Source organism: Caballeronia sp. HLA56 (assembly GCF_054655155.1).
In genome coordinates, this window is the sequence record NZ_BAAHOB010000001.1 from 1,263,441 (window position 1) to 1,290,311 (window position 26,871).

The 26,871-nt window shown below is 62.8% G+C and carries 28 protein-coding genes; 4 read left to right on the plus strand and 24 right to left on the minus strand.

What is annotated here, in order from left to right:
- Positions 1-44: 44 nt before the first annotated feature.
- The 4 genes from ACYQ47_RS05765 to ACYQ47_RS05780 form a co-directional block, all read right to left on the minus strand.
- Positions 45-656 carry a hypothetical protein gene (locus tag ACYQ47_RS05765; RefSeq protein WP_244829095.1) on the minus strand — a complete coding sequence of 204 codons (612 nt, stop codon included), beginning with the start codon at positions 654-656 and terminating at the stop codon, positions 45-47.
- Between the two features lie 44 nt (positions 657-700).
- The gene (locus ACYQ47_RS05770) at positions 701-1,474 is read right to left on the minus strand and encodes a molybdopterin-dependent oxidoreductase (protein ID WP_459904720.1); all 774 of its coding nucleotides are present in this window, start codon (positions 1,472-1,474) and stop codon (positions 701-703) included.
- 3 nt (positions 1,475-1,477) lie between these two features.
- A complete protein-coding gene (locus ACYQ47_RS05775) occupies positions 1,478-1,999 on the minus strand; it encodes a cytochrome b/b6 domain-containing protein (RefSeq protein ID WP_459904841.1) in 522 nt (173 codons plus the stop codon).
- Between the two features lie 88 nt (positions 2,000-2,087).
- The gene (locus ACYQ47_RS05780; protein ID WP_459904721.1) at positions 2,088-2,228 is read right to left on the minus strand and encodes a hypothetical protein; all 141 of its coding nucleotides are present in this window, start codon (positions 2,226-2,228) and stop codon (positions 2,088-2,090) included.
- Here ACYQ47_RS05780 and ACYQ47_RS05785 point away from each other — a divergent pair.
- The 3 genes from ACYQ47_RS05785 to ACYQ47_RS05795 all read left to right on the plus strand — a co-directional run bounded on the left by ACYQ47_RS05785 (position 2,227) and on the right by ACYQ47_RS05795 (position 5,726).
- Positions 2,227-2,898 (plus strand): heavy metal response regulator transcription factor, encoded by a 672-nt coding sequence (locus ACYQ47_RS05785; protein WP_250466465.1) that lies wholly within the window; start codon positions 2,227-2,229, stop codon positions 2,896-2,898. The genes ACYQ47_RS05780 and ACYQ47_RS05785 overlap by 2 nt on opposite strands.
- Complete coding sequence (locus ACYQ47_RS05790; RefSeq protein ID WP_459904722.1) at positions 2,895-4,334, plus strand: heavy metal sensor histidine kinase; 1,440 nt, start codon at positions 2,895-2,897, stop codon at positions 4,332-4,334. The genes ACYQ47_RS05785 and ACYQ47_RS05790 overlap by 4 nt, the downstream gene beginning before the upstream one ends.
- Before the next feature lie 222 nt (positions 4,335-4,556).
- Positions 4,557-5,726 (plus strand): porin, encoded by a 1,170-nt coding sequence (locus ACYQ47_RS05795; RefSeq protein WP_459904723.1) that lies wholly within the window; start codon positions 4,557-4,559, stop codon positions 5,724-5,726.
- A gap of 54 nt (positions 5,727-5,780) precedes the next feature.
- Here the strand turns inward: ACYQ47_RS05795 and ACYQ47_RS05800 are convergent, their stop codons facing one another.
- The 13 genes from ACYQ47_RS05800 to ACYQ47_RS05860 all read right to left on the minus strand — a co-directional run bounded on the left by ACYQ47_RS05800 (position 5,781) and on the right by ACYQ47_RS05860 (position 17,531).
- A complete protein-coding gene (locus ACYQ47_RS05800) occupies positions 5,781-7,583 on the minus strand; it encodes an FAD-dependent oxidoreductase (protein ID WP_309959349.1) in 1,803 nt (600 codons plus the stop codon).
- Positions 7,580-8,704 (minus strand): DedA family protein/thiosulfate sulfurtransferase GlpE, encoded by a 1,125-nt coding sequence (locus ACYQ47_RS05805; protein WP_370652223.1) that lies wholly within the window; start codon positions 8,702-8,704, stop codon positions 7,580-7,582. Before ACYQ47_RS05805 ends, ACYQ47_RS05800 begins: the two co-directional genes overlap by 4 nt.
- Before the next feature lie 272 nt (positions 8,705-8,976).
- The gene (gene denD, locus ACYQ47_RS05810) at positions 8,977-9,942 is read right to left on the minus strand and encodes a D-erythronate dehydrogenase (protein ID WP_250493077.1); all 966 of its coding nucleotides are present in this window, start codon (positions 9,940-9,942) and stop codon (positions 8,977-8,979) included.
- Between the two features lie 13 nt (positions 9,943-9,955).
- Complete coding sequence (gene otnI / locus ACYQ47_RS05815; RefSeq protein ID WP_459904724.1) at positions 9,956-10,744, minus strand: 2-oxo-tetronate isomerase; 789 nt, start codon at positions 10,742-10,744, stop codon at positions 9,956-9,958.
- A 138-nt stretch (positions 10,745-10,882) separates the two neighbouring features.
- Entirely contained in the window at positions 10,883-11,524 is a 642-nt protein-coding gene (gene otnC / locus ACYQ47_RS05820; protein WP_244829741.1) for a 3-oxo-tetronate 4-phosphate decarboxylase, read from the minus strand.
- Positions 11,524-12,810, minus strand: coding sequence for a 3-oxo-tetronate kinase (gene otnK / locus ACYQ47_RS05825; protein WP_250466459.1), 1,287 nt, complete (start codon positions 12,808-12,810; stop codon positions 11,524-11,526). Before otnK ends, otnC begins: the two co-directional genes overlap by 1 nt.
- Positions 12,810-13,703, minus strand: coding sequence for an L-threonate dehydrogenase (gene ltnD / locus ACYQ47_RS05830; RefSeq protein WP_250493074.1), 894 nt, complete (start codon positions 13,701-13,703; stop codon positions 12,810-12,812). The genes otnK and ltnD overlap by 1 nt, the downstream gene beginning before the upstream one ends.
- Before the next feature lie 28 nt (positions 13,704-13,731).
- Positions 13,732-14,436, minus strand: a complete 705-nt coding sequence (locus ACYQ47_RS05835; protein WP_459904842.1) for a FadR/GntR family transcriptional regulator — start codon at positions 14,434-14,436, stop codon at positions 13,732-13,734.
- A 91-nt stretch (positions 14,437-14,527) separates the two neighbouring features.
- Complete coding sequence (locus ACYQ47_RS05840) at positions 14,528-14,866, minus strand: thioredoxin family protein (RefSeq protein WP_250466457.1); 339 nt, start codon at positions 14,864-14,866, stop codon at positions 14,528-14,530.
- 93 nt (positions 14,867-14,959) lie between these two features.
- Positions 14,960-15,487, minus strand: a complete 528-nt coding sequence (locus tag ACYQ47_RS05845) for a chromate transporter (protein WP_459904725.1) — start codon at positions 15,485-15,487, stop codon at positions 14,960-14,962.
- Positions 15,484-16,050, minus strand: a complete 567-nt coding sequence (locus tag ACYQ47_RS05850; RefSeq protein ID WP_244829081.1) for a chromate transporter — start codon at positions 16,048-16,050, stop codon at positions 15,484-15,486. Before ACYQ47_RS05850 ends, ACYQ47_RS05845 begins: the two co-directional genes overlap by 4 nt.
- A gap of 161 nt (positions 16,051-16,211) precedes the next feature.
- On the minus strand, positions 16,212-17,144 hold the full coding sequence (gene panE / locus ACYQ47_RS05855; protein ID WP_459904726.1) for a 2-dehydropantoate 2-reductase: 933 nt from the start codon (positions 17,142-17,144) through the stop codon (positions 16,212-16,214).
- Between the two features lie 45 nt (positions 17,145-17,189).
- Positions 17,190-17,531, minus strand: coding sequence for a hypothetical protein (locus tag ACYQ47_RS05860; protein WP_244829079.1), 342 nt, complete (start codon positions 17,529-17,531; stop codon positions 17,190-17,192).
- 331 nt (positions 17,532-17,862) lie between these two features.
- Between ACYQ47_RS05860 and gndA the strand changes: the two genes are divergently transcribed.
- The gene (gndA, locus tag ACYQ47_RS05865) at positions 17,863-19,269 is read left to right on the plus strand and encodes an NADP-dependent phosphogluconate dehydrogenase (RefSeq protein ID WP_244829078.1); all 1,407 of its coding nucleotides are present in this window, start codon (positions 17,863-17,865) and stop codon (positions 19,267-19,269) included.
- 58 nt (positions 19,270-19,327) lie between these two features.
- Here gndA and ACYQ47_RS05870 read toward each other — a convergent pair whose 3' ends face one another.
- The 7 genes from ACYQ47_RS05870 to ACYQ47_RS05900 form a co-directional block, all read right to left on the minus strand.
- Positions 19,328-19,819 carry a DUF4411 family protein gene (locus ACYQ47_RS05870; RefSeq protein ID WP_459904727.1) on the minus strand — a complete coding sequence of 164 codons (492 nt, stop codon included), beginning with the start codon at positions 19,817-19,819 and terminating at the stop codon, positions 19,328-19,330.
- An 11-nt stretch (positions 19,820-19,830) separates the two neighbouring features.
- Positions 19,831-20,997: an XRE family transcriptional regulator gene (locus ACYQ47_RS05875; RefSeq protein WP_459904728.1), complete on the minus strand. Its 1,167-nt coding sequence runs from the start codon at positions 20,995-20,997 to the stop codon at positions 19,831-19,833.
- 161 nt (positions 20,998-21,158) lie between these two features.
- Entirely contained in the window at positions 21,159-22,283 is a 1,125-nt protein-coding gene (locus ACYQ47_RS05880; protein WP_459904730.1) for a Gfo/Idh/MocA family protein, read from the minus strand.
- Positions 22,280-23,341 carry a sugar phosphate isomerase/epimerase family protein gene (locus ACYQ47_RS05885; protein WP_244829074.1) on the minus strand — a complete coding sequence of 354 codons (1,062 nt, stop codon included), beginning with the start codon at positions 23,339-23,341 and terminating at the stop codon, positions 22,280-22,282. The genes ACYQ47_RS05880 and ACYQ47_RS05885 overlap by 4 nt, the downstream gene beginning before the upstream one ends.
- A gap of 54 nt (positions 23,342-23,395) precedes the next feature.
- Positions 23,396-24,358 carry a substrate-binding domain-containing protein gene (locus ACYQ47_RS05890; RefSeq protein ID WP_244829073.1) on the minus strand — a complete coding sequence of 321 codons (963 nt, stop codon included), beginning with the start codon at positions 24,356-24,358 and terminating at the stop codon, positions 23,396-23,398.
- Positions 24,359-24,386: 28 nt separating this feature from the next.
- Positions 24,387-25,403: an ABC transporter permease gene (locus ACYQ47_RS05895; RefSeq protein WP_244829072.1), complete on the minus strand. Its 1,017-nt coding sequence runs from the start codon at positions 25,401-25,403 to the stop codon at positions 24,387-24,389.
- The gene (locus ACYQ47_RS05900) at positions 25,384-26,871 is read right to left on the minus strand and encodes a sugar ABC transporter ATP-binding protein (RefSeq protein WP_244829071.1); all 1,488 of its coding nucleotides are present in this window, start codon (positions 26,869-26,871) and stop codon (positions 25,384-25,386) included. The genes ACYQ47_RS05895 and ACYQ47_RS05900 overlap by 20 nt, the downstream gene beginning before the upstream one ends.

Consider the following 26,871-nt stretch of genomic DNA (forward strand, 5'->3'; position numbering starts at 1 on the left):
ACGCCCGCTTTGAAGCGGGCGCGGGTCTTACGTTACATCGAAGCTTACATCGGCGGAGCGACGCCGTCCTTTTCCACCACGATACGCTGCGCGGCAAAGTCGCCACCTGCCGGACTCGCCACGACGAACACCTTCTTGCCAGGCTTCAGATCGTCATGCGAAGCGGGCGCGAAGGTCACGACCGGCACGTTCGGCGGCACGGTGACAGCGTTCGAGCCGCCCTTGTACGACAGCTTGAGATCGCGTCCGCTCGTGCCTTGCACGACCTGATCGACGTTCGCGTTGGTCATCGAGCTTTGCGGGCCGAGGTCCCACGCGTAGTGGCCTTCACCCGTGCCGCGTGCCGCTTCCGGAAACACCAGCACCTCGGTTGCGGTCATCTTGCCGTCGGTGCCCGTGGTCGCGGCCGTGCCGACGAACTGCCCCGGCTTGATGTCTTCGAGCTTGATGTTCTTGAGCGCCGTGACTGGCGTGTCGGCCTTCACCGCGACCTTGACCGTGTCGCCGCTACGCCGATGCACCGTCATCGTGTCGCCGGACAGGGACACGATATCGCCGCGAATACGCGTGGGTTTGGCAGCGGGCGTCTGCGCGAAGGCCGCGCTCGTGAGTGCGAGCGCCGCGATGCTGACGCCGAGTTTCATGCGAATCGACATGGATTCTCCTTTGGTATCGATAAGGGTCAAGCGAAGAGACTTCTTCAGGAACCGCCGAACCAGTTATAGCCCTGGTTCTCCCAGTAGCCGCCGGGGTAATTGTTGGTCACGGTGATCGCGACGATATGCTTCGGATTCTTGTAGCCGAGCTTGGTCGGCATGCGCAGCTTCATCGGAAAACCGTATTTGGGCGGCAAGGTCTGACCGTCGTAGCTGAGCGTGAGCAAGGTTTGTGCATGCAGCGCGGTCGGCATGTCGATGCTCGTCGAGTAATTGTCCGCACAGTGAAAGGCCACGTATTTCGCGGTCGTATCCGCGCCTGCATGCAGCAGAAAATTCGCGAAGCGCACGCCACCCCACTTGCCTATGGCGCTCCATCCTTCAATGCAAATGTGCCGTGTCACCTGGCTCTCTTGCGGCATGGCATGAAGCTCATCGAGCGTCCAAATACGCTTGCCTTTGACCAGGCCGCCGACCTGCAGCTTGTAGCTCGAAGCGTCCACTTCGGGCACTTCGTCGATGTCGTAGAACGCGTTGAAGGGAAACGGACGCGTAATCATCGAATCGGGATAAGTCGGCGCGAGTTGCTTGGGATCGAAGAGCAACGCCTGCATGTCGTCGTTGAAGGACGAGATCTTGCGCAGCATCGCGTTGACGGATTTGTCGTCGGTGATGTTGCAGCCGGACAGCATCGCAAGGCCGCCGAGCGAAAGAATGCGCTTGCCGAATAAACGGCGCGCGGGGGCTTTTAATTCCTTCGCCGCATCTTTAACGATGAGTTCGGCGTCCGTTCGTGTTTTAAAAAGCTTGAGCGACATGAATCAACGTCCCTTGATCATCAACACGAGCGAACGCGGCACGAGCGCGACCATGGCGACATGCACGACGAAGAACGCCACCAGGAAGCTCATGCCGAGGAAATGCACGACGCGTGCGTTGTCGTAGCCGCCCATCAGCGCGCGTAAAAGCGGGAACTGCACCGACTTCCACACGACGAGGCCCGACAGAATGATGACGACGATATCCACTATGACCGCCAGATACGCGAACTTTTGCACGGCGTTGTAGCGCGTGAGATCGTCGTGACCGAGCTTGCCGCGCACGGCGGAAATGCCATCGGCAATGATGCTTTTGATGCTGAGCGGAAACATGCGCTCGCGCAGACGGCCCGTCGCAACGTTCATCCCGACATAGACGATGAAGTTCGCCACGAGCAGCCACATGGCCGCGAAATGCCATTGCAGCGCACCACCGAGCCAGCCGCCGAGCGTGATGGCCGGATAAAACGTGAACGCTTTGAAGATCGGCGATGCGTTGTAGATTTGCCAGCCGCTCGTCACCATGATGAGTATGGCGAAGGCGTTGACCCAATGTGTGATGCGAAGCCAAAGCGGCTGCACGGAATATCGCGAATTGTTCTGCACGTCTTTCTCACGGAGCAAACACAGGACCGATGGTAGCCAGCCGGCTCTGATCGATCCATGACGCATCGATGACTTTTTTGTCATTTTCGACGGACCGTTCGAGCGCACTGGCAAAATGACGGCAATACAAAGCAAGAATGCCGCGCATGACCATCCTCGTTATAGAAGACGATCGCAAGACCGGAGACTACCTGAAAAAAGGGCTGATCGAGTCCGGGTATCAGGTCGATCTCGTGCGCAACGGCACCGACGGTCTGCATCAGGCGCTGGCGAACTCTTACGAGCTGATCGTGCTCGACGTGATGCTGCCCGGCATCGACGGATGGCAGGTCATGTCGGCGTTGCGCGCGAAACGTGACTTGCCTGTCATCTTTCTCACGGCCCGCGACCACGTCACGGACCGTATCCACGGTCTCGAACTCGGCGCGGACGACTATCTCGTCAAGCCCTTTTCCTTCACCGAACTCGTGCTGCGCATTCGCACGCTCTTGCGTCGCGGCGTGATGCGCGAATCGGACATGTTCCAGATTGCCGATCTCCACGTCGATGTGCTGCGCCGCAAGGTGACGCGCAAGGGCATGGATATCGCGTTGACGAACAAGGAATTCGCGCTGCTGCATCTCTTTTGCAAGCATCAGGGCGAGGCGTTGTCGCGCACGCAGATTGCCTCGGAAGTGTGGGACATGAATTTCGATAGCGACACCAACGTGGTCGATGTCGCCATCAAGCGTCTGCGCGCGAAGATCGACAATCCGTTCGAGCCGAAGCTGATTCATACGGTGCGCAGTATTGGCTATTCGTTTGGGGAAGAGCCTTGAACGACGCCGTCTTGCGCTGGCTGCCGCCGCAGCCGTCGCGCTCGCTTGCCGTGCGTATTGCCGTGTCGTTCGTGCTGATCGTGTGCGTGGTGGTCGGCATGGTCGGCGCATCGCTCTATCACGCGACCAACTCCGCCCTCTCCACGCGTGCGGATTATCAGTTGATCGCCCGTGTCGAACACTATCGCGCGCTGCTGCACGACCTCTACACGATCAAGGAAATCGAAGCGCGGCCGCGGCTTTTCGAAACCATGCTCGGCGACCGGCAGGACGTGATCATCTTCCGGCGTGCGGGCGCGGCGCCGTTCATCGCCGTCAATCCCGAGAACATGCCGCTGCCGCCGCTGCAGACCGTGCCCGTGACACGCGCAGTCGCGCTCGACGATCTCTTCGAAGGCACGCGCGCCGATGGCGTGCGCATGCGCTGGCTCGGTGCGCAGGCGCGTATCGGCGAAAGCGGTGAAGTGGTTGAGATCATGGCCGCGCACGTGATGACGCAGGAAGCGCACGTGTTGTCGGCGTATCTCGTGCGCGTGTGGATCACCATGATCGCCGCCGTGCTCGTTACGATGCTGCTCGCTTACTGGGTCACGAGCCGCGGCCTGATGCCGCTCAGGCTCATGGCGGACAAAGCCGCCGAGATCGCGCCGGACAGCATGTCGGCGAGACTCGACGTCGCGCACGCGCCGCAGGAACTCCAAAGCCTCGCGGCTTCGTTCAACGCCATGCTCGACCGACTCGAACACGGCTATGCGCGCCTCGTGCAGTTTTCCGCCGATCTCGCGCACGAACTGCGTACGCCGATTGGCGTGTTGATCGGCGAGACGCAGGTAACGCTCGCGCATGAACGCAGCGTGGCGGAGTATCGCGCCGTGCTCGAATCGCATCTGGAGGAACTGGAGCGAATCGCGCGCATTGCGCAGAACATTCTGTTTCTGGCGCAAGCGGATCACGAAACGCAACGCATCGAATGCGAGAAGCTCGATATCCGCGACGAACTCGACAACCTCGCCGCTTACTTCGAAGGCATCGCGGAAGAACGGCACATCAGCTTCGATATCGAGGCAAGCGGCCAGATAGTTGCAAACGCAATCATGTGCCGCCGCGCGATCGGCAACGTGGTCGTCAATGCGGTGCGTTACGCGAGCGCAGGCACGGTCGTGCGCCTGTCAGGTCACGCGGATGCGGACGGCGCATGCATCGTCGTCGGCAATCGCGGCGCGCGTATAGAAGACGCCGAACTGGCGCGTCTCTTCGACCGCTTCTATCGTGGCGATGCGGCTCGTAGCGAGTTCACGGAGTCCAGCGGGCTCGGCCTTTCCATCGTCCAGGCAATCATGCGCATGCATGGCGGCAGCGCGTCGGCGCGTTGCACGCAGAACGGCTGGATCGAATTCGAACTGCGCTTTCCTGCCTCACCCTTGCTCAAGCTATAAAAATTCTTATAGCAAGTATTGTGGAAGAAAGGCTACAGCTTCCCCTCGAAGCGTTTACCGCTAGCTGACATTTCGCTATATTCCACGCGACATAACGATGACGTTCATCGCGCAACGGTATGTCCGACGAAACCCTTCGGCGTGAACACAACAGCCGCACAAGCGGCGCCGCTTCGCGTGGCAAATCGTCACTCGCGAACAGCAAATAACAAGGAAAGATCGATGAAGCAGAAAATCCTGGCGCTCGCCATCCTCGGGACCTTCGGCATGGCCGCGCATGCGCAAAGCAGCGTCACGCTTTACGGCCTGATCGACGCCGGTATCACCTATGCGAACAAGGTTTCGACCGGACCGAACAGCCACGACAGCCTCGTGAAGTACGGCGACGGCGTTGCATCAGGCAGCCGCTGGGGTTTGCGCGGACAGGAAGACCTGGGCGGCGGGCTCAAGGCCATCTTCGTCCTGGAAAGCGGCTTCAATAGCGGCGATGGCACGCTCGGCCAAGGCGGCGCGGAATTCGGCCGGCAAGCCTTCGTCGGTCTGTCGAAGAACGATGTCGGCGCGCTGACCTTCGGTCGCCAGTATTCGTTCTCCACCGATGTCATCGGCGGCAATTACACGATGGGTAGCCAAACGCCCGCCGGCAACTACGCGTACCACATCAACGATCTGGATCAGTTGACTTCGAGCCGTATCAACAACTCGGTGAAGTTCAACAGCGCGAGCTTCTATGGCGTAACCTTCGGCGCCATGTACGGCTTCTCCAATTCGACGCAATTCGCGGGCACGCCGAGCACCACGGGCGCGGGCGCGACGCAAGGTTCGTCGAGCACGTACAGCTTCGGTTTGAACTACAACCAGGGACCGTTCGGCATCGGCGCGGCGTACACCAACATCCGCTTCCCGAATGGCGCGACGCCTGCATTCAGCACGAACATCGCGAACATCGCCACGGGCGGCCTGCGCGATCTCGAAACCTATGGCGTCGGCGCGCGCTACACGTTCTCCGCGGCCACGGTCTGGGCGAACTGGACGCATACGACGTTCGAACCGCTGGTCGCGGCATCGTCGAAGTTGAACAACTACGAAATCGGCGGCAAGTACAACATCACGCCGGCGTTCAGCGCGGGTCTCGGCTATACGTTCTCGAAGCTCGACGACAACTTCGAAGGCAAATGGCATCAGATCAACGGCGCGGTGGATTACGCGTTGTCCAAGCGCACCGATGTGTATTTGCTCGGCATCTATCAGAAGGCGTCGGGCAGCAACACGGTTGCCGGCCGCAATGTGCCGGTGCAAGCGGAAATCGGCTCGTCGACGGCCTTTATCGGCCAGAGTGCCGGAGCGAACACGCAGTTCGTCACGCGTGTCGGCTTGCGGCATCGGTTCTGACCGGCTTTCGAGCCTGCCTCAAACGAAAAGCCCCGCGAATGCGGGGCTTTTTCATCAAGCAACCGGTGCAGGCACCGCCTGTCGCCGTGCGAGCAAGCCGTGTATCTGCGCGACGACCGCCGCACCCTCGCCGACCGCGGCCGCCACGCGCTTGGTCGAACTCGAGCGGACATCGCCGATGGCGAACACGCCCTGCACGCTCGTCTCCAGCATCATCACGCCTTGCGTGCGGCCCTCGTGCGCTTCCGGCCCGGTCAGCACGAAACCCTTTTCGTCCGTGTTGACGTTGCAATTGGTCAGCCAGTCCGTGTTCGGGTCCGCGCCCGTGAAGAGAAACAGATGCCGCGATTCGAGCCGCAACGGCCCCTCCGGCGTCTTGCAGACGACGGCGCTCAACATGCGATCGTCGCCTTCGAGCGAGGTAATCTCCGTATGCGTGCGCACCGTCACGTTCGGCAAGGACGCAATGCGCTCGATCAGATAATGCGACATGCTGGCCGCGAGCCCCGCGCCGCGAATCAGCACATCCACGTGCTTTGCGTGCGAAGCGAGATACACGGCTGCCTGTCCCGCCGAGTTACCGCCGCCGACCAGCACCACTTCCGAGTTCTTGCACAACTTGGCCTCGACCGGCGACGCCCAGTAATACGTGCCATGCCCTTCGTACTTTTCGAGCCCGGCAATGGCCGGCCGCCGATACGCCGCGCCCGATGCAATCACCACCGTCTGCGTCGCCACGCACGTGCCGTTCTCGAGTTCGATCCGAATGGGCGTCGCACCGCAATGCAGCGCCTTGATGCGTGTGGGAATGGCGATATGCGCGCCGAACTTCTGCGCCTGCACGAACGCGCGTCCGGCAAGCGCTTGCCCTGAAATACCGGTCGGAAAACCGAGATAGTTTTCGATACGCGAACTCGCGCCCGCTTGTCCGCCCGGCGCGCGACAGTCGAACACGGCAACCGATAATCCCTCCGACGCCGCATACACCGCCGTGGCGAGCCCGGCCGGTCCCGCGCCGACGATCGCGACATCGTAGACATGGCTCGGATCGAATTCCGGCAGCCAGCCGAGTTGCGTCGCCACCTGGTTCTCGGTCGGCGCGCGCAATACGGTGCCGTCCGGGCAGATCACCAGCGGAAAGTCGGCTTTAGAAGCCGAGATGCGTTCGAGCAGCGCGATGGCATCGGGATCGGTACACGCGTCGATTACCGTGTGCGGATGGCCGTTGCGCCGCAAGAAACCTTGCAGCGAAACCAGACGCCCATCGTCGGACTGGCCGAGCAGCACCGGTCCGCTGCCTTTTTCGATCAAGCCGACGCGCCGCAGAATCAGCGCCCGCATGATGCGCTCGCCCAGTTCCGCTTCCGCGACGAGCAGCGCGCGCAGACGCTCGGGCGGGATCACCACGCCTTCGACATCCTCGGCGGCCATGCCATCGACGAGACACGGCTTGCCCGAAAGCTGCGCCACTTCCGCCAGAAAATTGCCCGGACCATGCTCGACAACCAGATGCACGCGGTCGAGCGCATCGCGCCGCGTCACGCGCACCGAACCGCTCAGCACGATCACCATGCCGCGCCCGAGATCGCCCGTGCGAAAGAGCCACTCGCCCTTGCGCCAGCGCGCCGCGCTGCCGAAGCGGCTCATGCGTTCGATCTCGTTCGCCGTGAGGATGGGGAACATCTGATGCATGCGCGAATTCAGCGGCGAATATGGCGCGTTTTCATCCGCTGCCGCAGGCTCGACGACGGTCGTCGACGGAACGACGTTCGGATCTTCCGACGACGGCACTCGCGCGCTCCATGCCACGACATTGGGCATGTCCGCGCCGTGCTCGTTGTTCGGGGTTGTACTCATGCGCGATCTCCGTGTGGAAAACCAGCTTCATGCAAGGATGCGGAGCCCGTGGATGCCGCCGTCGCGGAAGACGCCGCAGCCGATGCGCCCGGCGCCTGTTTCACGGGCCACGGGCACATTGCCGCCATCTCGGCGACTTCTTCCGGCGTGGCCGCGACGATCTGGCCGAACTCGGTCAGCTTCGCGACATCGAAGCCGGCGAGACGCCAGGCATCGAGCCCGCCCGTGAGCGGCACGACATCGTTGAAGCCCGCGTTGCGCATGGTCTTCGCCATCCACGCAGCGGACACTTCATTCGGGCACGAACAGTAGATGACGATCTTGCGCGACTTGTCGTAGTTTTCAATGATCTTCGCCAGCTCGCGTTCATCGGCGAACACGGAGCCGGGAATCGTGAACGGATCGAGCATGCGCTTTTCCGGCGAGCGGATATCGAAGATCACCGGCACGGGTTCGTCGCGCATCATCGTGTAAAGCGTGTCCACGCTGATGCGCGCTTTTTCCAGCGTCGCCATGAGCGCGCGGCGACGCCACCAGCGATACGCCACATACACCGCGAGCAGCACCGCGACGACCATGATGGCCTGCCGGCCGAGCTGCGAAATCATGGCGAAGACCATTTCCAGTTCGGCCGCGAACAGCACGCCGACCGTAAGGCCAACCGTGCCCCACAGCGCAATGCCAAGACCGTCCCAGGTAATGAAGCTGCGCAGCTTCACGCCCATGGCGCCCGCGAGCGGCACGGACACGAGCGACAAACCGGGAATGAACTTCGCCACGAGCAGAATGCGCACGCCCCACCGGCCGAAGAAGCGCTCGGTTTTCTTGACGCAGGTATCGCGCGACAGCGAGAGCTTGCAGATGGTCTTGAGCGTGCGGTCGCCGTATTTGCGGCCGCCTTGGAACCAGACGAGATCGCCGATCACGCCGCCCGCGACCGCCACGCACAGAACACCGATAAGCGGTGGCCAGAACGCCGCGCCATTCACCGCCATTAGCGCGATGGACGCGCCGACGACGATCATCGTTGGCATGGCGGGCACGGGCAGCCCGAGCGCCGCGCCCATCACATTGACGAATACGATCAACGGGCCGAATCGATCGACGAGCTGGTGGAGCAACATGGGATTCTCCGCGCAAGGGGCAGCCTGACGAGACGACGGGTTTTGCGCGTGGCGGCAGCGCGGATCGGCGCTGGAATGAGAAACGAGCAGGCTACCGCTCGTGGTTCACTGCGGTGCACGCGGCGCCGGACCGGCGTTCGTCACATTTAAGGGAGGAGTGTAGCGCGGAAAGGGGATACAAGCTTGCATCGTGCAACCTTTGGGGCGGTTGCCGGGTGCGCTGCGGGTTGGCTCGCGCGGACGCCGTGAAACACGGCGTCCTGCCTCATTTAACCGCGCTGATCGGCGATATACGCGCGAATCACATCGGCGAAAGACTTGTCGCCCGTGAGCCCGAGTTCTTCAGCACGCGCTGGATTCCACGCGCCCGGCCAGCTTCCCACGATCTTTTCGATGCGCGGCTCCGGCTCGAAGTCGATGCGCGCCACGACTTCATCGCCCGCGACTTCACGCAGCGCCGCGACCATCTCGTTCACGCTCACCGAAAGCCCCGGCAGATTGATCACCGGCCGAAGACCCAGCTTCGCGCGCTCGATCTCGCATCCGGCGATGAGCGCATCCACCGCGCTTTTCGGCGAGAGCAGCCAGACGCGCGTGTCGCCATCGACGGGACATACCGAGCGCTCGCCATTGAGCGGCTCGCGGATGATGCCGCTCGCAAACGACGACGCCGCCGCGTTCGGCTTGCCCGGCCGCACGCTGATGGTCGGCAGGCGCAGCACGCGGCCATCGACGAAACCGCGCCGTGAGAAATCGGACAGCAGCAATTCCGCGATGGCCTTCTGCGTTCCATACGACGATTGCGGGTTGAGCGCGGTGTCGTCCTGCACGACTTCCGGCAGCGTTCCGCCATACACCGCGACCGAACTCGTGAACACGACGCGTGGCACGTGACCCCGCGCGCGGCACACTTCGAGCAGCGCGCGCGAGGCATCGAGATTGATCTTCATGCCGAGGTCGAAGTCGGCTTCCGCCTGGCCGCTCACGATGGCCGCGAGATGAAAGATGGCTTCCGTCTTCGTATCGATGTAGCGCTCGAGCGTGGCCTTGTCCGAGATGTCGCCGGTTTCGGCTTTGACGCGGTTGTCGTCGAGAAGCGCGGCATCGCTCGGGCGCGCGACATCGAGCAATACGAGCTCGGTGACCGGCTTGCCGTCGAGTTCGCCTTTTTCCAGCAGACGTTTGGCGAGCTTTTGCCCGAGGAAGCCTGCGCCTCCCGTGATCAGAACCTTCATGTCGTCTCCTTTTTTATAGGTAAGGCTTGAGCCAGCCGAGGCCCGCGGACGTACCCGCTTTCGGGCGATACTCGCAGCCAATGTAGCCTTCGTAGCCCAGCGAATCGATGAGATCGAACAGATACGGGTAGTTGAGTTCGCCCAGATCCGGCTCGTGTCGATCCGGCACGCCCGCAATCTGAATATGGCCGATGCCCGCGTTCTCGCGTTTCATGTCGCGCTTGAGTTTGACCGCGATATCGCCTTCCACGATCTGACAGTGATAGATGTCGAATTGCACTTGCAGATTCGGCGCGCCGATTTCATCGCAGATAGCCTGTGCTTCGTCCTGACGATTGAGGAAGAAGCCGGGAATGTCGCGCGTGTTGATCGGCTCGATCACGACATCCACGTTCGCCGATTCCGCCTGCTTCGCCGCATACGCGAGATTCTTCAGGTAGATCGACTTGCGCTCCTCGCGCGACTCGCCGGGCTTGATGAGTCCCGCCATGAAGTGCAGTTTCTTGTTGCCGAGCGCGGCGGTGTATTCGAGCGCCTTGTCCACGCTCTTCTTGAATTCGTCCTCGCGGCCCGGCAAGGACGCGATGCCGCGTTCGCCCGCGGCCCAGTCGCCCGGCGGCGCGTTGAAAAGCGCTTGCGTGAGGTTGTTGTCCTGCAATCGGGCTTTGATGTCCGATGCCGAGAAGTCATAGGGAAACAGGAATTCGACCGCCTTGAAACCGTCTTTCGCGGCTGCGCCGAAGCGGTCGAGGAACTCGTGTTCCGGGTACATCATCGTGAGGTTGGCTGCAAAGCGGGGCATTGCGGTTGTCTCCTTTTCAATGCGTTCGATTCCGGGTCTTGACCACTAAAGTCAGCGCGTTACTTGCTCTTGGTTGCGGTCGCCGAGTGCCGCTGCGGCGTCGTTACCGCGCGCGGCCTTCGCAACCTCGCACGGCTCTCACCAACGCGCGCCGAACGTCGTGCGCAAATCCTCGAGCGCGCTGTCGGGCAACGGCGCAGGCCTCGGCATCGTCGATAAGTAAAGCTGCGCCGTCTCCTCCAGTTCCTCCAGCGCATACGACGCATGCGCCACCGACTTTTCCCACACCACCGGTCCGAGCCGCTCAAGCAAGACCGCGCGCACCGTCGATGCCAGCGCCGCCACTTCTTCCGCCACGGCCGGATCGCCCGGACGTCGATAGCGAATCAGCGGCACATGGCCGACTTTCATGACGTAGTACGGCGTGATCGGCGGCAACACGTCCTCGTTTTTCCAGACGCCCGCGAGCGTCAGCGCGACGAGATGCGTCGAATGCGTATGCACGACGCCGTGCGCATCCGCATTGTTCTCGTAGATGCGCCGATGCAGCGCCAGCGTCTTGGATGGACGTCCGCCCGACACATGCTTGCCTTCCAGATCCACCTTCGCGATATCCGCCGGATCGAGCCGGCCGAGGCACGCGTCGGTCGGCGTGATGAGCCAGCCATCGTCGAGACGCGCGCTGATATTGCCCGCGCTGCCCACGGTATAGCGACGTTCGTACAGGCTCGCGCCCGTCACGCAGATTTCCTCGCGGATACGGTTTTCGTTCGACGACATCACGCCACCCCATCCAGCGCCTTCAAGGCCTTCGCAAAGAAATCCGTCGTGCCGAAGTTGCCCGACTTGAGCGCAAGCGCGAGCGGCGCATCGTCTGCATTGGCGCCGATGGATTGCGTCGCGGGCACACCCGGATCGATCTGCGGCCCGATACGCAACGAACGCACGTCGAGCGCCTGCACGACCGCGCCCGATGTCTCGCCGCCCGCGACCACGAACTTGCGCACGCCTGCGTCGCGCAGTTGCCGCGCAATCGCGGCGAGCGCGTCTTCAACCAGCTGTCCCGCCTTCTCCACGCCCAGTTCCTTCTGCACGGCCTTTACGTCATCCGGCGAAGACGTTGCGTAGATGAGCACGGTTTCATCGCCATGACTGCGCGCGAATTCCAGCGCCTGATCGACGACCGCTTCGCCGCGCGACAGCGCCAGCGGATCGACGCGAAAACTCGGCTTCGACGCGCGCCACTCCGCGACCTGCGCATTCGTGGCCTTCGACGCGCTGCCCGCGAGCACCACCGATCTGCCTTCGATCTTCGGCAGCTCGCCCGCATCTTCCGCATGAGCAAGCAGATTCGCCGCCCGATAATTTTCCGGCAGTCCAAGCGCGATACCCGAGCCGCCCGTGATGAGCTTGAGGTCGCCGAGGGCGTCGCCGAGTACGAAGAGATCGGCGTCGGAAATGGCATCCGCGATAGCCAGGCGCACGCCATCCTTCTTCAGTTCGGCGATGCGCGCGCGTACCGCATCCGCGCCCTTCATGACCGTGTCGTAGCGAATCAGGCCGACCTTCGACTTCGTTTGCCGTTGCAGCACGCGCACGAGGTTGGGATCGGTCATTGGCGTGAGCGGATGGTTCTCCATGCCCGATTCATTCAGCAGCACGTCGCCGACGAAGAGGTTGCCGCGAAAGATCGTGCGGCCGTTCTCGGGAAACGCGGGGCAGGCAATGGTGAAGTCGTCGTTCAGCGCTTCGAGCAAGGCGTCCGCGACCGGGCCGATATTGCCCTTGTCGGTGGAATCGAAGGTCGAGCAATACTTGAAGATGAACTGGCGGCAGCCTTGCGCGCGCAGCCATTCGAGCGCTTCGAGCGACTGACGCACGGCGTCCTCGGCGGGAATCGTGCGCGATTTCAGCGCGACGATCAACGCGTCGGCTTCGATCTTCGTCCCGGCTGCCGGAACGCCGATGCTTTGCACCGTGCGCATGCCGCCGCGCACGAGCATGTTGGCGAGATCGGTCGCGCCGGTGAAATCGTCTGCGATGCAGCCAAGCAAGGCCTGCGCCATTATTTCGCTCCCTTCGGGACTTCGATGCCCGGAAAAATTTTGATGACTGCGGAATCGTCCTCGCCGCCGTGTCCGGCAGTCGAGGCCATCATGAACATCTGATGCGCGGCCGCCGAAAGCGGCAGCGGAAACTTCGACGTGCGGGCCGTATCGAGCACGAGGCCCAAGTCCTTCACGAAGATATCGACGGCGGATAGCGGCGTGTAGTCGCCCGAGAGAATGTGCGGCACGCGGTTCTCGAACATCCACGAATTGCCCGCGCTGTGCGTGATGACGTCGTAGAGGGCGTCCGGGTCCACGCCTTCGCGCAGGCCGAGCGCCATGGCTTCGGCGGCGGCGGCGATATGCACGCCCGCCAGCAATTGGTTGATGATTTTTACCTTCGAGCCCGCGCCGTGCTCCTCCGACAGCCGATACACCTTGCCCGCGATGGCATCGAGCACGTCTTCGCAGGCGGCGTAGGCATCGGCGGGGCCGGAGGTCATCATCGTCATTTCGCCGGATGCCGCCTTGGCGGCGCCGCCCGATACCGGCGAGTCCAGCATCAGCACGCCGGTTGCCGCGACGCGCTTGCCGAGCTCCACCGCGAAACCCGGCGCGACCGTCGCGCAGGCGAGCACGACGCTGCCCGGTTTCATCGCCGGGACCGCGCCGTTATCGCCGAATAGAACCGCTTCGGTTTGCGCGGCGTTCACGACCAGCGTGACGACGACCTCACACTTGCCGCCCATTTCGGCCGGCGACGCGCATGCAATGCCGCCTTCGGCCGCGAACGAATCGAGCGCTTGCTGGCGGACATCGCATGCATGCACGGCGAAGCCCGCGCGCAATAGCGAGCGCGCGACGCCCAGACCCATTGCGCCCAGCCCGATGACTCCCACGTTTCTTGACATAGCGTTCTCTTGATTTTCGATGAAGCGGTTAGCAAAGGCCCGCTTCCGCCAGTCGGCGCGCGGCGTTGTAGAGATGTGTCTGAGCGGCGTTGCGCGCGGCCATGGGGTCGCCGGCGCGAATGGCTTCGGCGATGGCGGCGTGTTCCTCGCGCACTTGGCGCGAGAAGTCTTCGCGCAGCGCTTCGTTGCCGCGCGTGACGATGGTTCCGGCTTCGAGGTACTGGCTCAGAAAAGCGAGCGTCTTGAGGAAATAGGGATTGCCCGTGGCGGTCGCGATCTCGCGATGGAACGCCACGTCTTCCGCCACGCCGTTCTGGCCGGCGCGCACGGCTTCATCGATACGAACGAGCGCGGCGTCGATAGCGGCCATTTGCTCGTCGGTGCGGCGCATCGCGGCTTCGGACGCGACTTCGGCTTCGATCGCCCGGCGCAGCGCGAGGATATGCAGCACGGAGCCCGGCTCGACGGCCTGCGCGTAGTCGATCCGCAACGGCCGAATGCCCGCGCGCTCGACGATGAAGACGCCACTGCCTTGCCGAGGTTCGACCATGCCTTCGTTTTTCAGCCGCGAAATGGCCTCGCGAATCACCGTGCGGCTCACGCCGAACTCCTGCGCGAGCACGGCTTCGGTCGGCAGCTTGCCGGTGGCGGTGAAACTGCCCTTCTCGATCAGCTTTTGCAATTGCTGCGCGACCGTATCGCTCAGGGCGCGGGACGGGAGCTTTTCGAACATACGGATGGACGGATCTTGTACGGTCATCGGGTCATCATACAAGTTTGCATGGCCGAGATCGTATCAGCTTTAACCCCTAGCCGGGAAGCGGCTACTGCTCCAAAGGATCGTCGATCAGCGCCAGCGCATCGCGTATTTCGGACGCGTCGCCGGGACGGACCAGCCGCGCGACTTCCTTGCCGCCTGTCATGAAAATGAGCGTCGGCCACAGCTTGACGCGAAACGAGCGGCCGAGCGGTCGGCCGCTGCCGTCCTCGATCTTCATGTGACGGATATCGCGATGATCCTGGAACGCCTGCGCGATCAGCGGCTGCGCGGCGCGGCAGAAACCGCACCAGTCGGTGCCGAATTCGATGACGACGGGCGCCGTCGATGCATCGAGTTCAGCGCGTTCCGGCGCGGTTTTCGCGTATTCGGTGGTCATGGTCATGGCTTCGTCCTGGCTGTCTTGTCCGGTTCGATTTCAGCAGAAAGTGCGCCCGCGTGCTTGAGCCGGCCTTCGCGGACCGCGCTTACAGCCCGTTCACTGCCCGATCCCCGTCAGCCCGATCAGCGCTCCGCCCGCCAGCAACCACAGCGGATGCAGTTTCGTCTTGTACGACACGACCGCCACGACAGCGGTGATCGCGACCAGCATCCACGTCTGATCGGATGCCTCGGCGATCAGCAGCGCGCTCGCCGCCACGAGGCCCGCCGTGATCGGCACGAGACCGAGTTGCACATAGCGCCGCCACGGTCGGTCCCTGAACCGCTCCCACGCGTGCAGCGCGGCAATCGTCACGAGCGATGACGGCCCGAACTTCGCGATCGACGTGACCAGCACGCCCGGCCAGCCCGCGACATGCCAGCCGATCAGCGTGACGACCATCATGTTCGGCCCAGGCGCCGCCTGCGCCAGTGCAAAGAGCGCGGAAAAGTCGGCCTCCGTCATCCAGTCGTGTACTTGCACGACCTGCCGCTGCATCTCGGGAAGAATGGTGTTGCCGCCGCCGAATGCGAGCAGCGAGAGCTGGCTGAAGATGGCGGCGAGCGAAAGCAGATTCGCGATCATCGGCGCACCTTCCACGCAATGAGGACCGAGATCGGCGTGAGCACGAGCATCGACGGAAGCAAGGGCGTGCGCAGGAACGCGATGGCCGCGAGCATGACGAGCGCGATGACTGCCGCCTCGGGCTTCTTGCGCAGCGGCCACATGATCTTGATCGCCATCGCGATCAGCAGCCCGGCCGCCGCCGCCGCAAGCCCCGCGAACAGATGCGCGATACGAGGGTCCTGATGCGTGCGCTGATAGATCACGCCCAGCGCGATCACGATCAGCGACGGCCCGCCGATCAGCCCGAGCAGGCCCGCGAACGCGCCGGCCAGGCCACGAAAGCGCATGCCGATAGCCACCGACAGGTTGATCACGTTGCCGCCCGGCAGGAACTGGCAGAGGCCGAGGAGATCGGTGAACTCGTCGGCAGTCAGCCATTTGCGGCGTTCGACGATCTCGCGCCGCGCGAGCGGCAACGCGCCGCCGAACGCGGTGAGGCCGAGCGTGAGAAAGCCGGTGAAGATCTGCGAGACGGTGGGCGGCGCGGCGGTGCGGCCGGTGAGAGCGGGATCGGATGACATGAGGCGCGGGCGTGAACGTTCATCGGGAAAGCCGAAAGGGTACAGCGTCCCGATGTGCGCCAGAAGAGGTGTTTATCGTTGTGGGTTGATTGAAAGCGATGCGGTACGCATGGCGGTTCGCCGCTGCGAAGGCGAAGGCGAACGCGGCCGCATCGCCGTCCTCAGCCAGCTAGCCGTGCCCGCCGCGCTTCGTAAGCCTTCAGATTCGCAAACGCGATTGCCAGCACCGAAGCGCCATCCACCGGCGTCTTGCGCCGCGCCAGCAAGTCGCCGACGATATGATCCGCTTCGATCCGCGCGCCGTTTTCCAGATCGCGCAGCATCGACGCCGTCATCAGCGAACTGCGGTCCGTGAAGTAACCGCGTGCACGCGTGACGAGCGCCTCGCCCGGCGAATGACCGTTATCCGCCGCGATCCCGCTGCATTCGTCGAAGAGACGACGCAACACATCATCGCCACCCGGCGCGCTCACGATGTCGCCAACGGGCGCGCGCATCAGGCACGTTCCCGTGGCGAGCGTCGCCAAAAAGACCCACTTCTCCCACATCGCCTGCAGAATGTCCTCGCTCACCTGCAGATCGAACCGCGCGTCGCTCAATTGCGCGGCGATTGTGTCGATGCGCGCCGAACGCCCGCCCGCGCGCTCGCCGATGGTCATCGACTGCATGTCGTTCAGATGGAGCACTTCGCCTTCAGCGCCGAGCGTCGCGCCTATCACGCACTGCCCGCCGAGCACTTTTGCCGTGCCGAAGCGCGCATCGAGCACGTCGAGATGGCCCATGCCGTTCAGAAGCGGCAGGATGGCGGTGTCCGGTCCGACCGCGGGCACGAACGAATCGATGGCGTTGGCCAGGTCATAAGCCTTGCAGCTCAGGATAACGAGATCGAACGGCTTATCGATGTCCTTTGCCAGCACGAGCGGCGGCGCGTCGAAATGGAGATCGCCGGCCGGACTTTTCACCACGAGGCCACTCTCGTGCAGCTTCTGCGCGCGGCGTTCGCGCACCAGAAAGGTCACGTCCCTGCCTGCTTCGAGTAACCGCGCGCCGAAGTATCCGCCGATGGCGCCCGCGCCCACTACCAGAATCCGCATGTCACGCTCCGTGTCGTTGATGGTGCTCGTGTTCGTGATCGTTCTTCACGCCTGCCAGACGCCATAACCCGCTTCGCGCAAGCCGATTGCAAGTTCCACTTCCATGTCGCGCGCGCCCTCGTAGGGCATCGGGTTGTACATCTCATACAGATGCGGCAAGAGCCGCAAGCCGAAATCGCGCACGAAGCGGTTCGACTGAATGCCCGCCTTGTGCTTGTCGAAGCGCACGTCGGGATCGATTCCCGTCATGCCGACATAGACGAACGGCTTGCCCAACACGTAATCCGGATTCGCACGACGAAAGCGCGCCTCGTTCCAGACTGCGTCCGCCAGTTCGACGACGTAGACCGAATAGTGATGCGCTCGCGCGCGCCGGGCCTGCGCCATGAATGAATTGCCTCGCGGCGTGCTCGTTGGGCTGGTCATTCTATGACGGCGCCGCGTGCGCTGCCCGAACGCCCTGCCGAGAGCGCGCTTTCCCTGCCGGATGGCGCTCAAAGTGGTAAATTCGGGTCGGTCTGCGTTCGCGTCAGCGGCCGCGCCGCCGGTAGAATTCCGGCCGCGCCGCAGCGCGTCGCACCGGGCCTTCAGCCGGCCCCGGCGCGATCCGCGCGTGAAGACGATCTCTTCAGCCTGCGAACGCCGCATTTATCGATACGTTTCATCCCCGAAGCCTTGCGCCACGAGCCGCGGGCTTCGGCCATCCGGAGATCAAGCAATGAGCAAGCAAGCTATCGGCGTAGTGGGCCTCGCCGTCATGGGCCGCAACCTGGCCTTGAATATCGAGAGCCGCGGCCATGCCGTTTCGGTCTACAACCGCAGCCGCGAAAAAACCGATGAACTGATTGCCGAACATCCCGACAAGAAGCTCGTGCCCGCGTACACGCTCGAAGAGTTCGTGCAGTCGCTCGAAACTCCGCGCCGCATTCTGTTGATGGTCAAGGCCGGTGCCGGCACGGATGCCACCATTGACGCGCTGCGTCCGCTGCTGGACAAGGGCGACATTCTCATCGACGGCGGCAATACGCATTTCACCGATACCATCCGACGCAATCAGGACCTCGCGAAGTCGGGGCTGCATTTCATCGGCACGGGCGTGTCGGGCGGTGAGGAAGGCGCGCTCAAGGGCCCGTCGATCATGCCGGGCGGCCAGAAAGAAGCCTACGAACTCGTCGCACCGATCCTCACCGAGATCGCCGCGAAGGCGCCGGACGGCGAACCGTGCGTCGCGTACATGGGCCCGGACGGCGCGGGTCACTTCGTGAAGATGGTGCACAACGGCATCGAATATGGCGACATGCAACTGATCGCCGAAAGCTACGACGTGCTGAAGCGCGTGGCGGGTCTGTCGAACGAAGAACTCGGCAAGGTGTATGTCGAGTGGAATCAGGGCGAGCTGGACAGCTATCTGATCGAAATCACGTCGAAGATTTTCTCGAAGAAAGACGACGAAACTGGCAAGGATCTCGTCGATGTCATTCTGGATCGCGCGGCGCAGAAAGGCACGGGCAAGTGGACGAGCCAGAACGCGCTCGATCTCGGCGCACCGTTGCCGCTGATTACCGAAGCGGTGTTCGCGCGTGTTTTGTCGTCGCTGAAGGATCAGCGCGTGAAGGCGAGCAAGGTACTCACCGGTCCGTCGCCGAAGTTCGACGGCGACCGTGAGGCATTTATCGAATCGGTGCGGCGTGCGCTGTATCTGAGCAAGATCGTTTCCTACGCGCAGGGCTTTGCGCAGTTGCGCGCGGCATCGGACGAATACGACTGGAACTTGCAGTACGGCACCATCGCCAAGATTTTCCGGGCGGGTTGCATTATCCGCGCGCGCTTCCTGCAGAAGATCACGGACGCATATGAGAAGGACGCGGGGCTAGCCAATTTGCTGCTCGATCCGTATTTCAGCGATATCGCCGCGAAGTACCAGGACGCATTGCGCGATGTCGTCGTGGCGGCGGTGAAGGCGGGCGTGCCGGTGCCGGCGTTTTCATCGGCGGTGGCGTATTTCGACAGCTACCGGTCGGAAACACTGCCGGCGAATCTCGTGCAGGCGCAGCGGGACTTTTTCGGTGCGCATACGTTCGAGCGCACGGATAAGCCGGGAAGCTTTCACGCTAACTGGGCTTGAGGGTGCTGGTTTGAGTTGAAGCGGGGCGGCTCTTTTGGAGCCGCTTTTTTTTGATGGTTCAGGCCGCACGCGCCCAGCCAAAAGAAATTCGAAGCTCGCGCAAGATGTCGAACGTGTCGCGAATCGGCACGCCGAAATTGACGCAGACATTCGGAATCTTTACTTTGGTCGTGTGCTCGTGGAAACGTTCGTGGGTCGCAACGCCGCAACCCATCGTTCGGGCTTTCGCAATAAGCCACGGGTCCGCGCCGCCAAGGAACTGATCTCTGCTCGGCCGGGTGTATCGGTCAATTGATTCGATATGCTGAACGATTTCGATAAAAGAAGATTGGGTTTCTTCGTCTGTCACATCCACGAACCAACCGGTTCCGCGCCGCGCCTCGATCCACTCCGCAAGACCGCCTCCCTTGCCCGCGAGTTCGTCGTAGACTTCGCCGATGCTCGCAATCAGCCCTTTCGCATTCGCGTCGTCCAGCCAATCCCAGAAGCCAGGGCAAATATCGCTTGCATAATACCGATTCTGCGCCTCGATAAAAATGTTGCTGTCCAACAGCTACATGCTTACTTTTCCCCGTACACACTGTCCGCGAGTTGTCTGAGCTTTGCAGGACTGATTCCAAGCATGCTGCCTGCGTCGCGCAGCAGCATGCGGCCTTCGAGAGCCGATTCCAGTACCGCCTTCGTGAGTAACTTGCTGTTTCTGACCGCCAGCGTCTTGTAGGCATTGCCGCCGCGAGTCCTGCGCGCTCCGGCCGCGGCCCAGTCTCGACGTTCGGATTCGTAGAAGCGGCTGAATTCGTCCCACGTCGCGAAGCGCAGTTCGACCGCGCGACGACCGATCACGATTCCGCTTACCTTGAACATTCGCGCGAGCTCGCGCACTTGCGCTGCGAAGTCCTGACGCGGCGTCCAGCGGCCGCGAAGCTCCTCGGCGGGAACGAGGAATTCGGCCGCGGCAGCGTTGCATTGACGTTCGATGTCGCTATCGCGCGCCTTGACGTCCCCGAGCCGCTCGTTGGATATACCGCTCGCCCCGAGCCAGATATGAGCCAGTTCGTGTATCACCGTGAAGATCTGGGCGGCCTTTGCGTCCCTCGCATTCAGGAAGATGACGGGCGCAAGTTCATCGGCAATGGCGAAGCCACGAAACTCATCGACCGAAAGCGGACGATGCGTATTGTTCCCGACGATTCCCGAACGCATGACGAGAACGCCCGCCGCCTCGATGCGCCCGATCAACAAGCGCAAGTAGTCTTCCCAGTTGCCGCTTTCGGCGCGATCCTGCGCGGTTATCTTGAGCGCGCGTTTCATATTGGCCGCGACGGTGGTGGCGGGGATGCGCATGTCGAGCCGTCCGGCAAAATCTAGCGATGGCTCGCCCTGCTGCTGCCGGTATTCCCTGAACCACGCTTGCTTCCTCAAGACGTCGTTTAGCAACTCGCGGAAATTCGTGCTGAGCGGCTTGACCGGACCATCGCCGACAGTCCGGAAATCTGCAATGGGCAGGGGTTCTTCAGGCGGCTCGGCAAGATAGAGGTAGCCAAAGGGTATATGCGTAAGCTCTGCAATCCGCTTGGCCTGCCTGAAGGTAGGCATTCGCACGCCGGCTTCCCACGAAGAGACGCGTGCAGCCGGTGTTCCCAGCTTGTCGGCCAGTGCTGGCGCGTCGATACCCGAACGCTCGAGCGCCCAGGAAAGTATCGCGGGATTGATTCGTGCCTCGGTCATTACAGGGAGTGTCGCTGCCACCTGCTGCCACCTCGATTGCGTCAAACGATGCTCAAGGTCCGGCCGCTAAGGAAACGCCTTGATCGTCATTCGGGAATGAATGACAAGAGCCTACCATTGGAAATAGCACTGTGTCGTTGACTTGAAGCAGGCACACCGTTTCAGTCAGATACCCCCACCCAAGCCCCATCCCTCCCACTACTCCTCAACACCGCCTCCACGAACCTCAACCCCGCGACGCCATCCTCGACCGTGGTCAACCAGTCATCCCCCTGCGTCGTCCCGCTAGCGATACACGCCGCCGCATCCGTATAAAGCTGCGCGAAAGCCTCCAGATACCCTTCCGGATGCCCCGCCGGAACCCGCGTCGCGTGCAGCGCCTCGGCGCTTTGCACGCGTCCGCGCGTGATTCGCTGCGACGCGCCGCCCACCGGCGTGAACCACAATTCGTTCGGCTCCTGCTGATCGAACATCAAACCGGCCTTCGTGCCATAAACGCGCAGGCGCAACGCGTTCTCTTCGCCCGCCGCGACCTGGCTCGCCCACAATATGCCGCGCGCGCCGTTCGCGTAGCGCAGCATCGCTTGCACGTGATCGTCGATACGCCGCCCCGCCACGAACGTCGTCACTTCCGCCGCCAACTCCGACGGCCGCATCCCCGTCACGTAGTCGGCAAGCTGATACGCGTGCGTGCCGATATCGCCGAGGCATCCCGCCGGCCCCGCGAGCGCGGGATCGGTGCGCCACACGGCCTGACGGTTCGCCTGCGTTTCCACCGGCAACGAAAGCCAGTCCTGCGCATATTCGACCTGCACCACGCGGATATCGCCGAGCAATCCCTGCCGCACCATGCCGCGCGCATGCCGCACGAGCGGATAGCCCGTGTACGTGTATGTCACCGCGAACACCAGCCCCTTGTCGCGCGCGAGCTTTTGCAGCGCCTCGCCTTCGGCCAGCGATACCGCGAGCGGCTTGTCGCAGATCACGTGGATGCCGGCTTCGAGAAACGCCGTGGCAATGGGCGCATGCAGATGATTCGGCGTGACGATAGCCACCGCTTCCACGCCGTCCGAACGCCCCGCCTCGACTCGCGCCATTTCGCGATAATCGCCATAGCTGCGCGGCAAACCGATTGCCGATGCGCTCGCCGCCGCGCGCTGCGGGTCCGATGACAACGCGCCCGCCACCAACTCATAACGGTCGTCGAGCCGCGCCGCGATCCGGTGCACCGCGCCGATGAACGCGCCCTCGCCGCCGCCTACCATGCCCAGCCGCACGCGCTTCATCGCGTTTCTCCCATGCCGAGCACGCCGCGCAACTGCTCGCGATTCGCGCCGCTGCCCGCGAAGTCGTCGAAGGCGCGTTCGGCCACGCGGATGATGTGATCGCGGATAAACACCGCGCCTTCGCGCGCGCCGTCTTCCGGATGCTTCAACGCGCATTCCCATTCAAGCACGGCCCAGCCTGGGAAATCGTATTGCGCCATCTTCGAGAAGATCGCCTTGAAGTCGATCTGCCCGTCGCCTAACGAGCGAAAGCGCCCGGCGCGCTCGACCCATCCCGAATATCCGCCGTACACGCCTTGGCGGCCATTCGGCCGGAACTCCGCGTCCTTCACATGAAACGCCTTGATGCGCGCGTGATAGATGTCGATGAACGCCAGATAATCGAGTTGCTGCAAAACGAAGTGACTCGGATCGAACAGGATATTCGCGCGCGGATGGTCATCCACCGCCGCGAGAAAGCGCTCGAAGGTCACGCCATCGTGCAGGTCTTCGCCGGGGTGCAGTTCGTAACACACGTCGACGCCCGCGTGCTCGAACTCATCGAGGATCGGTCGCCAGCGCGCGGCAAGTTCCTCGAATGCGGCTTCGACGAGACCCGCCGGACGCTGCGGCCACGGATAGAAATACGGCCACGCGAGCGCGCCCGAAAAGGTCACATGCGCAGCGAGCCCGAGCCGTTTCGATGCCGCCGCCGCGTACTTCAATTGCCCGGTCGCCCATTCGGTGCGCGCGGCCGGATTGCCTCGCACATGGGGCGCGGCGAAGCCATCGAACAAGGTGTCGTAGGCCGGATGCACCGCGACCAGTTGCCCTTGCAGATGCGTAGACAGTTCGGTGATCGCGACGCCCGCATCCTCGACGGTGCGGCGAATGTCGTCGCAATAGGCATCGCTGGATGCGGCCTTCTCCAGATCGATGAGACGCGGGTCCGCCGGCACCTGAATGCCCGCGTAGCCGAGTCCTTTCGCCCACGACGCGAGATGCGCGAGCGAGTCGAACGGCACGTCGTCGCCCATGAATTGCGCGAGAAAGATCGCGGGGCCCTTGATGGTCTTCATCTTTCGCCTCGATATTTGAACAACGCGAAGGGCCGGTCGAAACCGGCCCGCCACTCAGAACGGCGAGTTCGGGTAATAGAACTGCTTGGCGTTCTCCTTCGTGATGAGCACCGAGGGAATGATCGTGGTCGGCGGCAGCTTGTCGCCCTTCAGGCGCGCTTCGGCGGTGAGCTTGATTGCGTCGTAGATGAACTTCGGCGAGTACGAGACGTCGGCCTTTACGAGCTTGTCGCCATCCATGATGCGCTTGACCGCTTCCTTCGATCCCGCGCCGCCGAACACTTCCTTGATATCGGTGCGCTTTGCCTGCTCGATCGCCTTCAGCACGCCGATCATCATGTCGTCGTCGGCGGCCCACACGGCGTCGATGTGCTTGAAGCGCGTGAGATAGTCCTGCATGGTCTTGAAGGCGTCGTCGCGATTCCAATTGGCGTATTTCGCATCGAGAATCTTCATGTCCGGATGCTGCTTGATCACGCCTTCGAACGCGGCCCAGCGTTCATTGTCGAGGGTCGTCGGAATGCCGCGCAACGCGACGATATCGCCCTTGTTGTCCAGCGTCTTCGCGAGATATTCGGCGGGCAGCTTGCCGAACGCAGTGTTGTCGCCGGCGACGTACGCGTCCTGCGCGCTGGTGTCGGTCAAGCCGCGATCCACGACCGTCACGTACACGCCTTTCTTCTTCACCTGCGCGACCGGCTGCGTGAGCGACGCCGATTCGAACGGGAAAATCACGAGCGCATTGATCTTGTTGACCGTCACGAGATCCTGCAACTGGTTGGCCTGTTCGGGCGCGCCGGCCGCCGTCTTCACGATCACCTTGAGGTCGGGATGCGCCTTCTCCAGTTCCTTCTTCGCTTCGTTGGCCCACCAGACGATACCGCCCGTGAAGCCGTGCGTCGCGGTCGGAATGGCGACGCCGAGCACGACTTTATCGGCGGCGGATACGGACGTGGAAACGGCGAACGCGCTCGCCGTCAAGGTAAGCGCGGCGAGCGCGCGAAGCACGAGTTTCATGACGATGTCTCCTGTGTTTTAGATACTTCTATCGACGTCCACGCTGCAGGAAGGCCACGAAAATGATCACGGCGCCCTGCACCGCCGCATTCAGATACACGCTGATGATGCTCGTCAGGTTCAAGATGTTGTTGATGACCGAAAGCAGAATCGCGCCGATGACCGTGCCGATCACGCGCCCTTCGCCGCCTCTGAGCGCGGTACCGCCCACCACCACGGCCGCGATGGCTTCGAGCTCCCATAAGAGGCCGGTGGTCGGCGTGGCCGAACCGAGCCGCGGCACGTAGAGCACGGTCGCGACCGCGACGCACAGTCCAAGCAGCACGTAGGTCGCGATCTTCACCTGATCCACGCGAATGGCCGCATAACGCGCAACCTGTTCGTTCGAGCCGATAGCCTGCACGTGACGCCCGAACACCGTGCGATTGAGCACGATAGCGCCGCCCGCCGCGACGATCAGGAACACCCAGATCGGCACGGGCACGCCGAAGAGACTCGCGTAATAGACCGGGCCGTAGAGATCGACGAGCGAATTGTCGAGCGTGAGCGCGCCGCCATCCGCGAGCCATGTCAGAAGCGCGCGAAACACGCCGAGCGTTCCCAGCGTGACGATGAACGGCTCGATGCGCCCTTTGGTCACGAGCAAGCCATGCGCGAGCCCGAACAACGCACCGAGCACGAGCGCCAGCACGATGCCGAGCGCGAGAATCGCGAGCGGCGGCACGGCATGTCCGCGCACGCCCTGCAGCAGCCCGTTCATCATGTAGATCATGCTGCCCGCGATGAGCGCGGCCATTGACCCGACCGACAGATCGATCCCGCCCGAGATGATGACGAAGGTCATCCCCACCGCGATGATGCCGATGAACGATGTGCGCGTGAGCACGTTCATGGCGTTGTCGAAAGTGGCGAAGTCGCCGTTGAGCATGGTTCCGCCGACGCAAAGCGCGATCAGTCCGATCAGCGGCCCGACGCCGAACAGTATGCGTGAGTAGGCGGCGAGGCGGCTTTCCTGCGCGGTGTCTTCAGTGTGTGCCGGTCGCATGCGCGATCAACCTCTCTTCGGTCAGGAGTTCCATGCCGAGCGTCGCGACGAGCTCGCCCGCGCGCATCACCGCGACGCGATGACAAAGCCCGATGAGTTCGATCAGCTCGGAAGAGATCACGATCACCGCGCGGCCTTCGGCGGCCAGGCGATGAATCAGGAAATAGATGTCGCGTTTGGCGCCGACATCGACGCCGCGCGTCGGTTCGTCGAGCACGATCACGCGCGGATCGGGATGCAGGAACTTGGCGAGCGCGAGCTTCTGCTGATTGCCGCCCGAGAGCATGCGCGCGCGGCTCTTCGCATTGCCCGTGCGTATGCCGAAGTCCTTCACGGCGACATCGAGCGCCACGCGTTCCGCGTGCATGTCGACGAGGGGATGCGCGTAGCGTTCCAGCGTCATCATCGTGAGATTGTCTTTCAACGCCATGTCGACATGCAGGCCGCGTCCCTTGCGGTCTTCGCTCAAGTAAGTGATGCCGTGACGCATGGCGTCGCGCGGGCTTTTGAGCTTCACGGTGCCATTTTCAATCGCGATGGTTCCCGCGCTCAGCGGCCGCAAACCCACGAGCGCTTCGAAGAGTTCCGTGCGTCCCGCGCCGACGAGACCCGCGAAGCCGAACACTTCGCCCGCGCGCACCGAGAAGCTCACGCCTTCCGCCCAGCCCGGCACCGACGCTTGATCGACCTTGAAGGCGACGGGCGCATCGGCGGCGAGCGGCGGCTTGTCCGGGAACATGTCAGAGACTTCGCGGCCGACCATCAGGTTCGCCATCTGATGACGCGTGATTTCATCGGTCGGCGAGCGCGCGACGAAGCGGCCATCGCGCATGACGATCACTTCGTCGGTCACGCGCTCCACTTCGTCAAGCTTGTGCGAGATATAGACGATGGTCACGCCCGCTTCCTTCAGCCGTGCCATCAGCGCAAAAAGACGCTGCGTTTCCGAAGGCGTGAGCGTCGCGGTGGGCTCGTCCATGATGAGCAGGCGCGCATTGCGCAGCATCGCCTTGGCAATCTCGACCAACTGCTTTTCCGCGACGATCAAGTCGCGCACGCGCGTGTCTGGGTTCTTGTGCAGGCCGACTTCGGTGAGCGCGTCGCGGGCGGCATCGCGCATGGCCGGTTCATCGAGAAAGAAGCCGCGCCGCAACTCGTGCCCGAGAAACATGTTCTGCGTGATGCTGAGATGATCCGCGAGGTTCAGTTCCTGGTGGATCAGCACGATGCCGGCATGTTCCGCTTCACGCGAACTTCTAAAGTCGGCTCGTCTTCCGTCGATCACCATCTCGCCTGCGTTGGCGCGCTCGTAGCCAGCGAGGATTTTCATGAGCGTGGACTTGCCCGCGCCGTTTTCGCCAAGCAAGCCGTGGATGCGTCCCGGCTTCAGATCGAAGCTCACGCCGTGCAGCACGCGCACCGGCCCGAACTGTTTTTCGATTCCCTCGAAGCGCACGGCAAGGCTCAT

What these genes read in the sequence shown, in the direction of transcription:
- ACYQ47_RS05845 (WP_459904725.1), bottom strand. Translation starts at nt 15,487, where the DNA reads ATGATCGCGAATCTGCTTTCGCTCGCCGCCATCTTCAGCCAGCTCTCG.
- otnK (WP_250466459.1), bottom strand. Translation starts at nt 12,810, where the DNA reads ATGGCGCAGGCCTTGCTTGGCTGCATCGCAGACGATTTCACCGGCGCG.
- ACYQ47_RS05765 (WP_244829095.1), bottom strand. Translation starts at nt 656, where the DNA reads ATGTCGATTCGCATGAAACTCGGCGTCAGCATCGCGGCGCTCGCACTC.
- ACYQ47_RS05875 (WP_459904728.1), bottom strand. Translation starts at nt 20,997, where the DNA reads ATGACCGAGGCACGAATCAATCCCGCGATACTTTCCTGGGCGCTCGAG.
- ltnD (WP_250493074.1), bottom strand. Translation starts at nt 13,703, where the DNA reads ATGTCAAGAAACGTGGGAGTCATCGGGCTGGGCGCAATGGGTCTGGGC.
- ACYQ47_RS05800 (WP_309959349.1), bottom strand. Translation starts at nt 7,583, where the DNA reads ATGAGTACAACCCCGAACAACGAGCACGGCGCGGACATGCCCAATGTC.
- ACYQ47_RS05880 (WP_459904730.1), bottom strand. Translation starts at nt 22,283, where the DNA reads ATGAAGCGCGTGCGGCTGGGCATGGTAGGCGGCGGCGAGGGCGCGTTC.
- ACYQ47_RS05780 (WP_459904721.1), bottom strand. Translation starts at nt 2,228, where the DNA reads ATGCGCGGCATTCTTGCTTTGTATTGCCGTCATTTTGCCAGTGCGCTC.
- ACYQ47_RS05860 (WP_244829079.1), bottom strand. Translation starts at nt 17,531, where the DNA reads ATGGCGCAGGCCCGGCGCGCGCGAGCGCATCACTATTCGGTCTACGTC.
- ACYQ47_RS05895 (WP_244829072.1), bottom strand. Translation starts at nt 25,403, where the DNA reads ATGCGACCGGCACACACTGAAGACACCGCGCAGGAAAGCCGCCTCGCC.
- otnC (WP_244829741.1), bottom strand. Translation starts at nt 11,524, where the DNA reads ATGTCGTCGAACGAAAACCGTATCCGCGAGGAAATCTGCGTGACGGGC.
- ACYQ47_RS05900 (WP_244829071.1), bottom strand. Translation starts at nt 26,871, where the DNA reads ATGAGCCTTGCCGTGCGCTTCGAGGGAATCGAAAAACAGTTCGGGCCG.
- ACYQ47_RS05785 (WP_250466465.1), top strand. Translation starts at nt 2,227, where the DNA reads ATGACCATCCTCGTTATAGAAGACGATCGCAAGACCGGAGACTACCTG.
- otnI (WP_459904724.1), bottom strand. Translation starts at nt 10,744, where the DNA reads ATGCCCCGCTTTGCAGCCAACCTCACGATGATGTACCCGGAACACGAG.
- ACYQ47_RS05840 (WP_250466457.1), bottom strand. Translation starts at nt 14,866, where the DNA reads ATGACCATGACCACCGAATACGCGAAAACCGCGCCGGAACGCGCTGAA.
- ACYQ47_RS05850 (WP_244829081.1), bottom strand. Translation starts at nt 16,050, where the DNA reads ATGTCATCCGATCCCGCTCTCACCGGCCGCACCGCCGCGCCGCCCACC.
- ACYQ47_RS05835 (WP_459904842.1), bottom strand. Translation starts at nt 14,436, where the DNA reads ATGTTCGAAAAGCTCCCGTCCCGCGCCCTGAGCGATACGGTCGCGCAG.
- ACYQ47_RS05890 (WP_244829073.1), bottom strand. Translation starts at nt 24,358, where the DNA reads ATGAAACTCGTGCTTCGCGCGCTCGCCGCGCTTACCTTGACGGCGAGC.
- panE (WP_459904726.1), bottom strand. Translation starts at nt 17,144, where the DNA reads ATGCGGATTCTGGTAGTGGGCGCGGGCGCCATCGGCGGATACTTCGGC.
- ACYQ47_RS05885 (WP_244829074.1), bottom strand. Translation starts at nt 23,341, where the DNA reads ATGAAGACCATCAAGGGCCCCGCGATCTTTCTCGCGCAATTCATGGGC.
- denD (WP_250493077.1), bottom strand. Translation starts at nt 9,942, where the DNA reads ATGAAGGTTCTGATCACGGGAGGCGCAGGCTTCCTCGGGCAAAAGCTC.
- ACYQ47_RS05795 (WP_459904723.1), top strand. Translation starts at nt 4,557, where the DNA reads ATGAAGCAGAAAATCCTGGCGCTCGCCATCCTCGGGACCTTCGGCATG.
- ACYQ47_RS05775 (WP_459904841.1), bottom strand. Translation starts at nt 1,999, where the DNA reads ATGGTGACGAGCGGCTGGCAAATCTACAACGCATCGCCGATCTTCAAA.
- gndA (WP_244829078.1), top strand. Translation starts at nt 17,863, where the DNA reads ATGAGCAAGCAAGCTATCGGCGTAGTGGGCCTCGCCGTCATGGGCCGC.
- ACYQ47_RS05770 (WP_459904720.1), bottom strand. Translation starts at nt 1,474, where the DNA reads ATGTCGCTCAAGCTTTTTAAAACACGAACGGACGCCGAACTCATCGTT.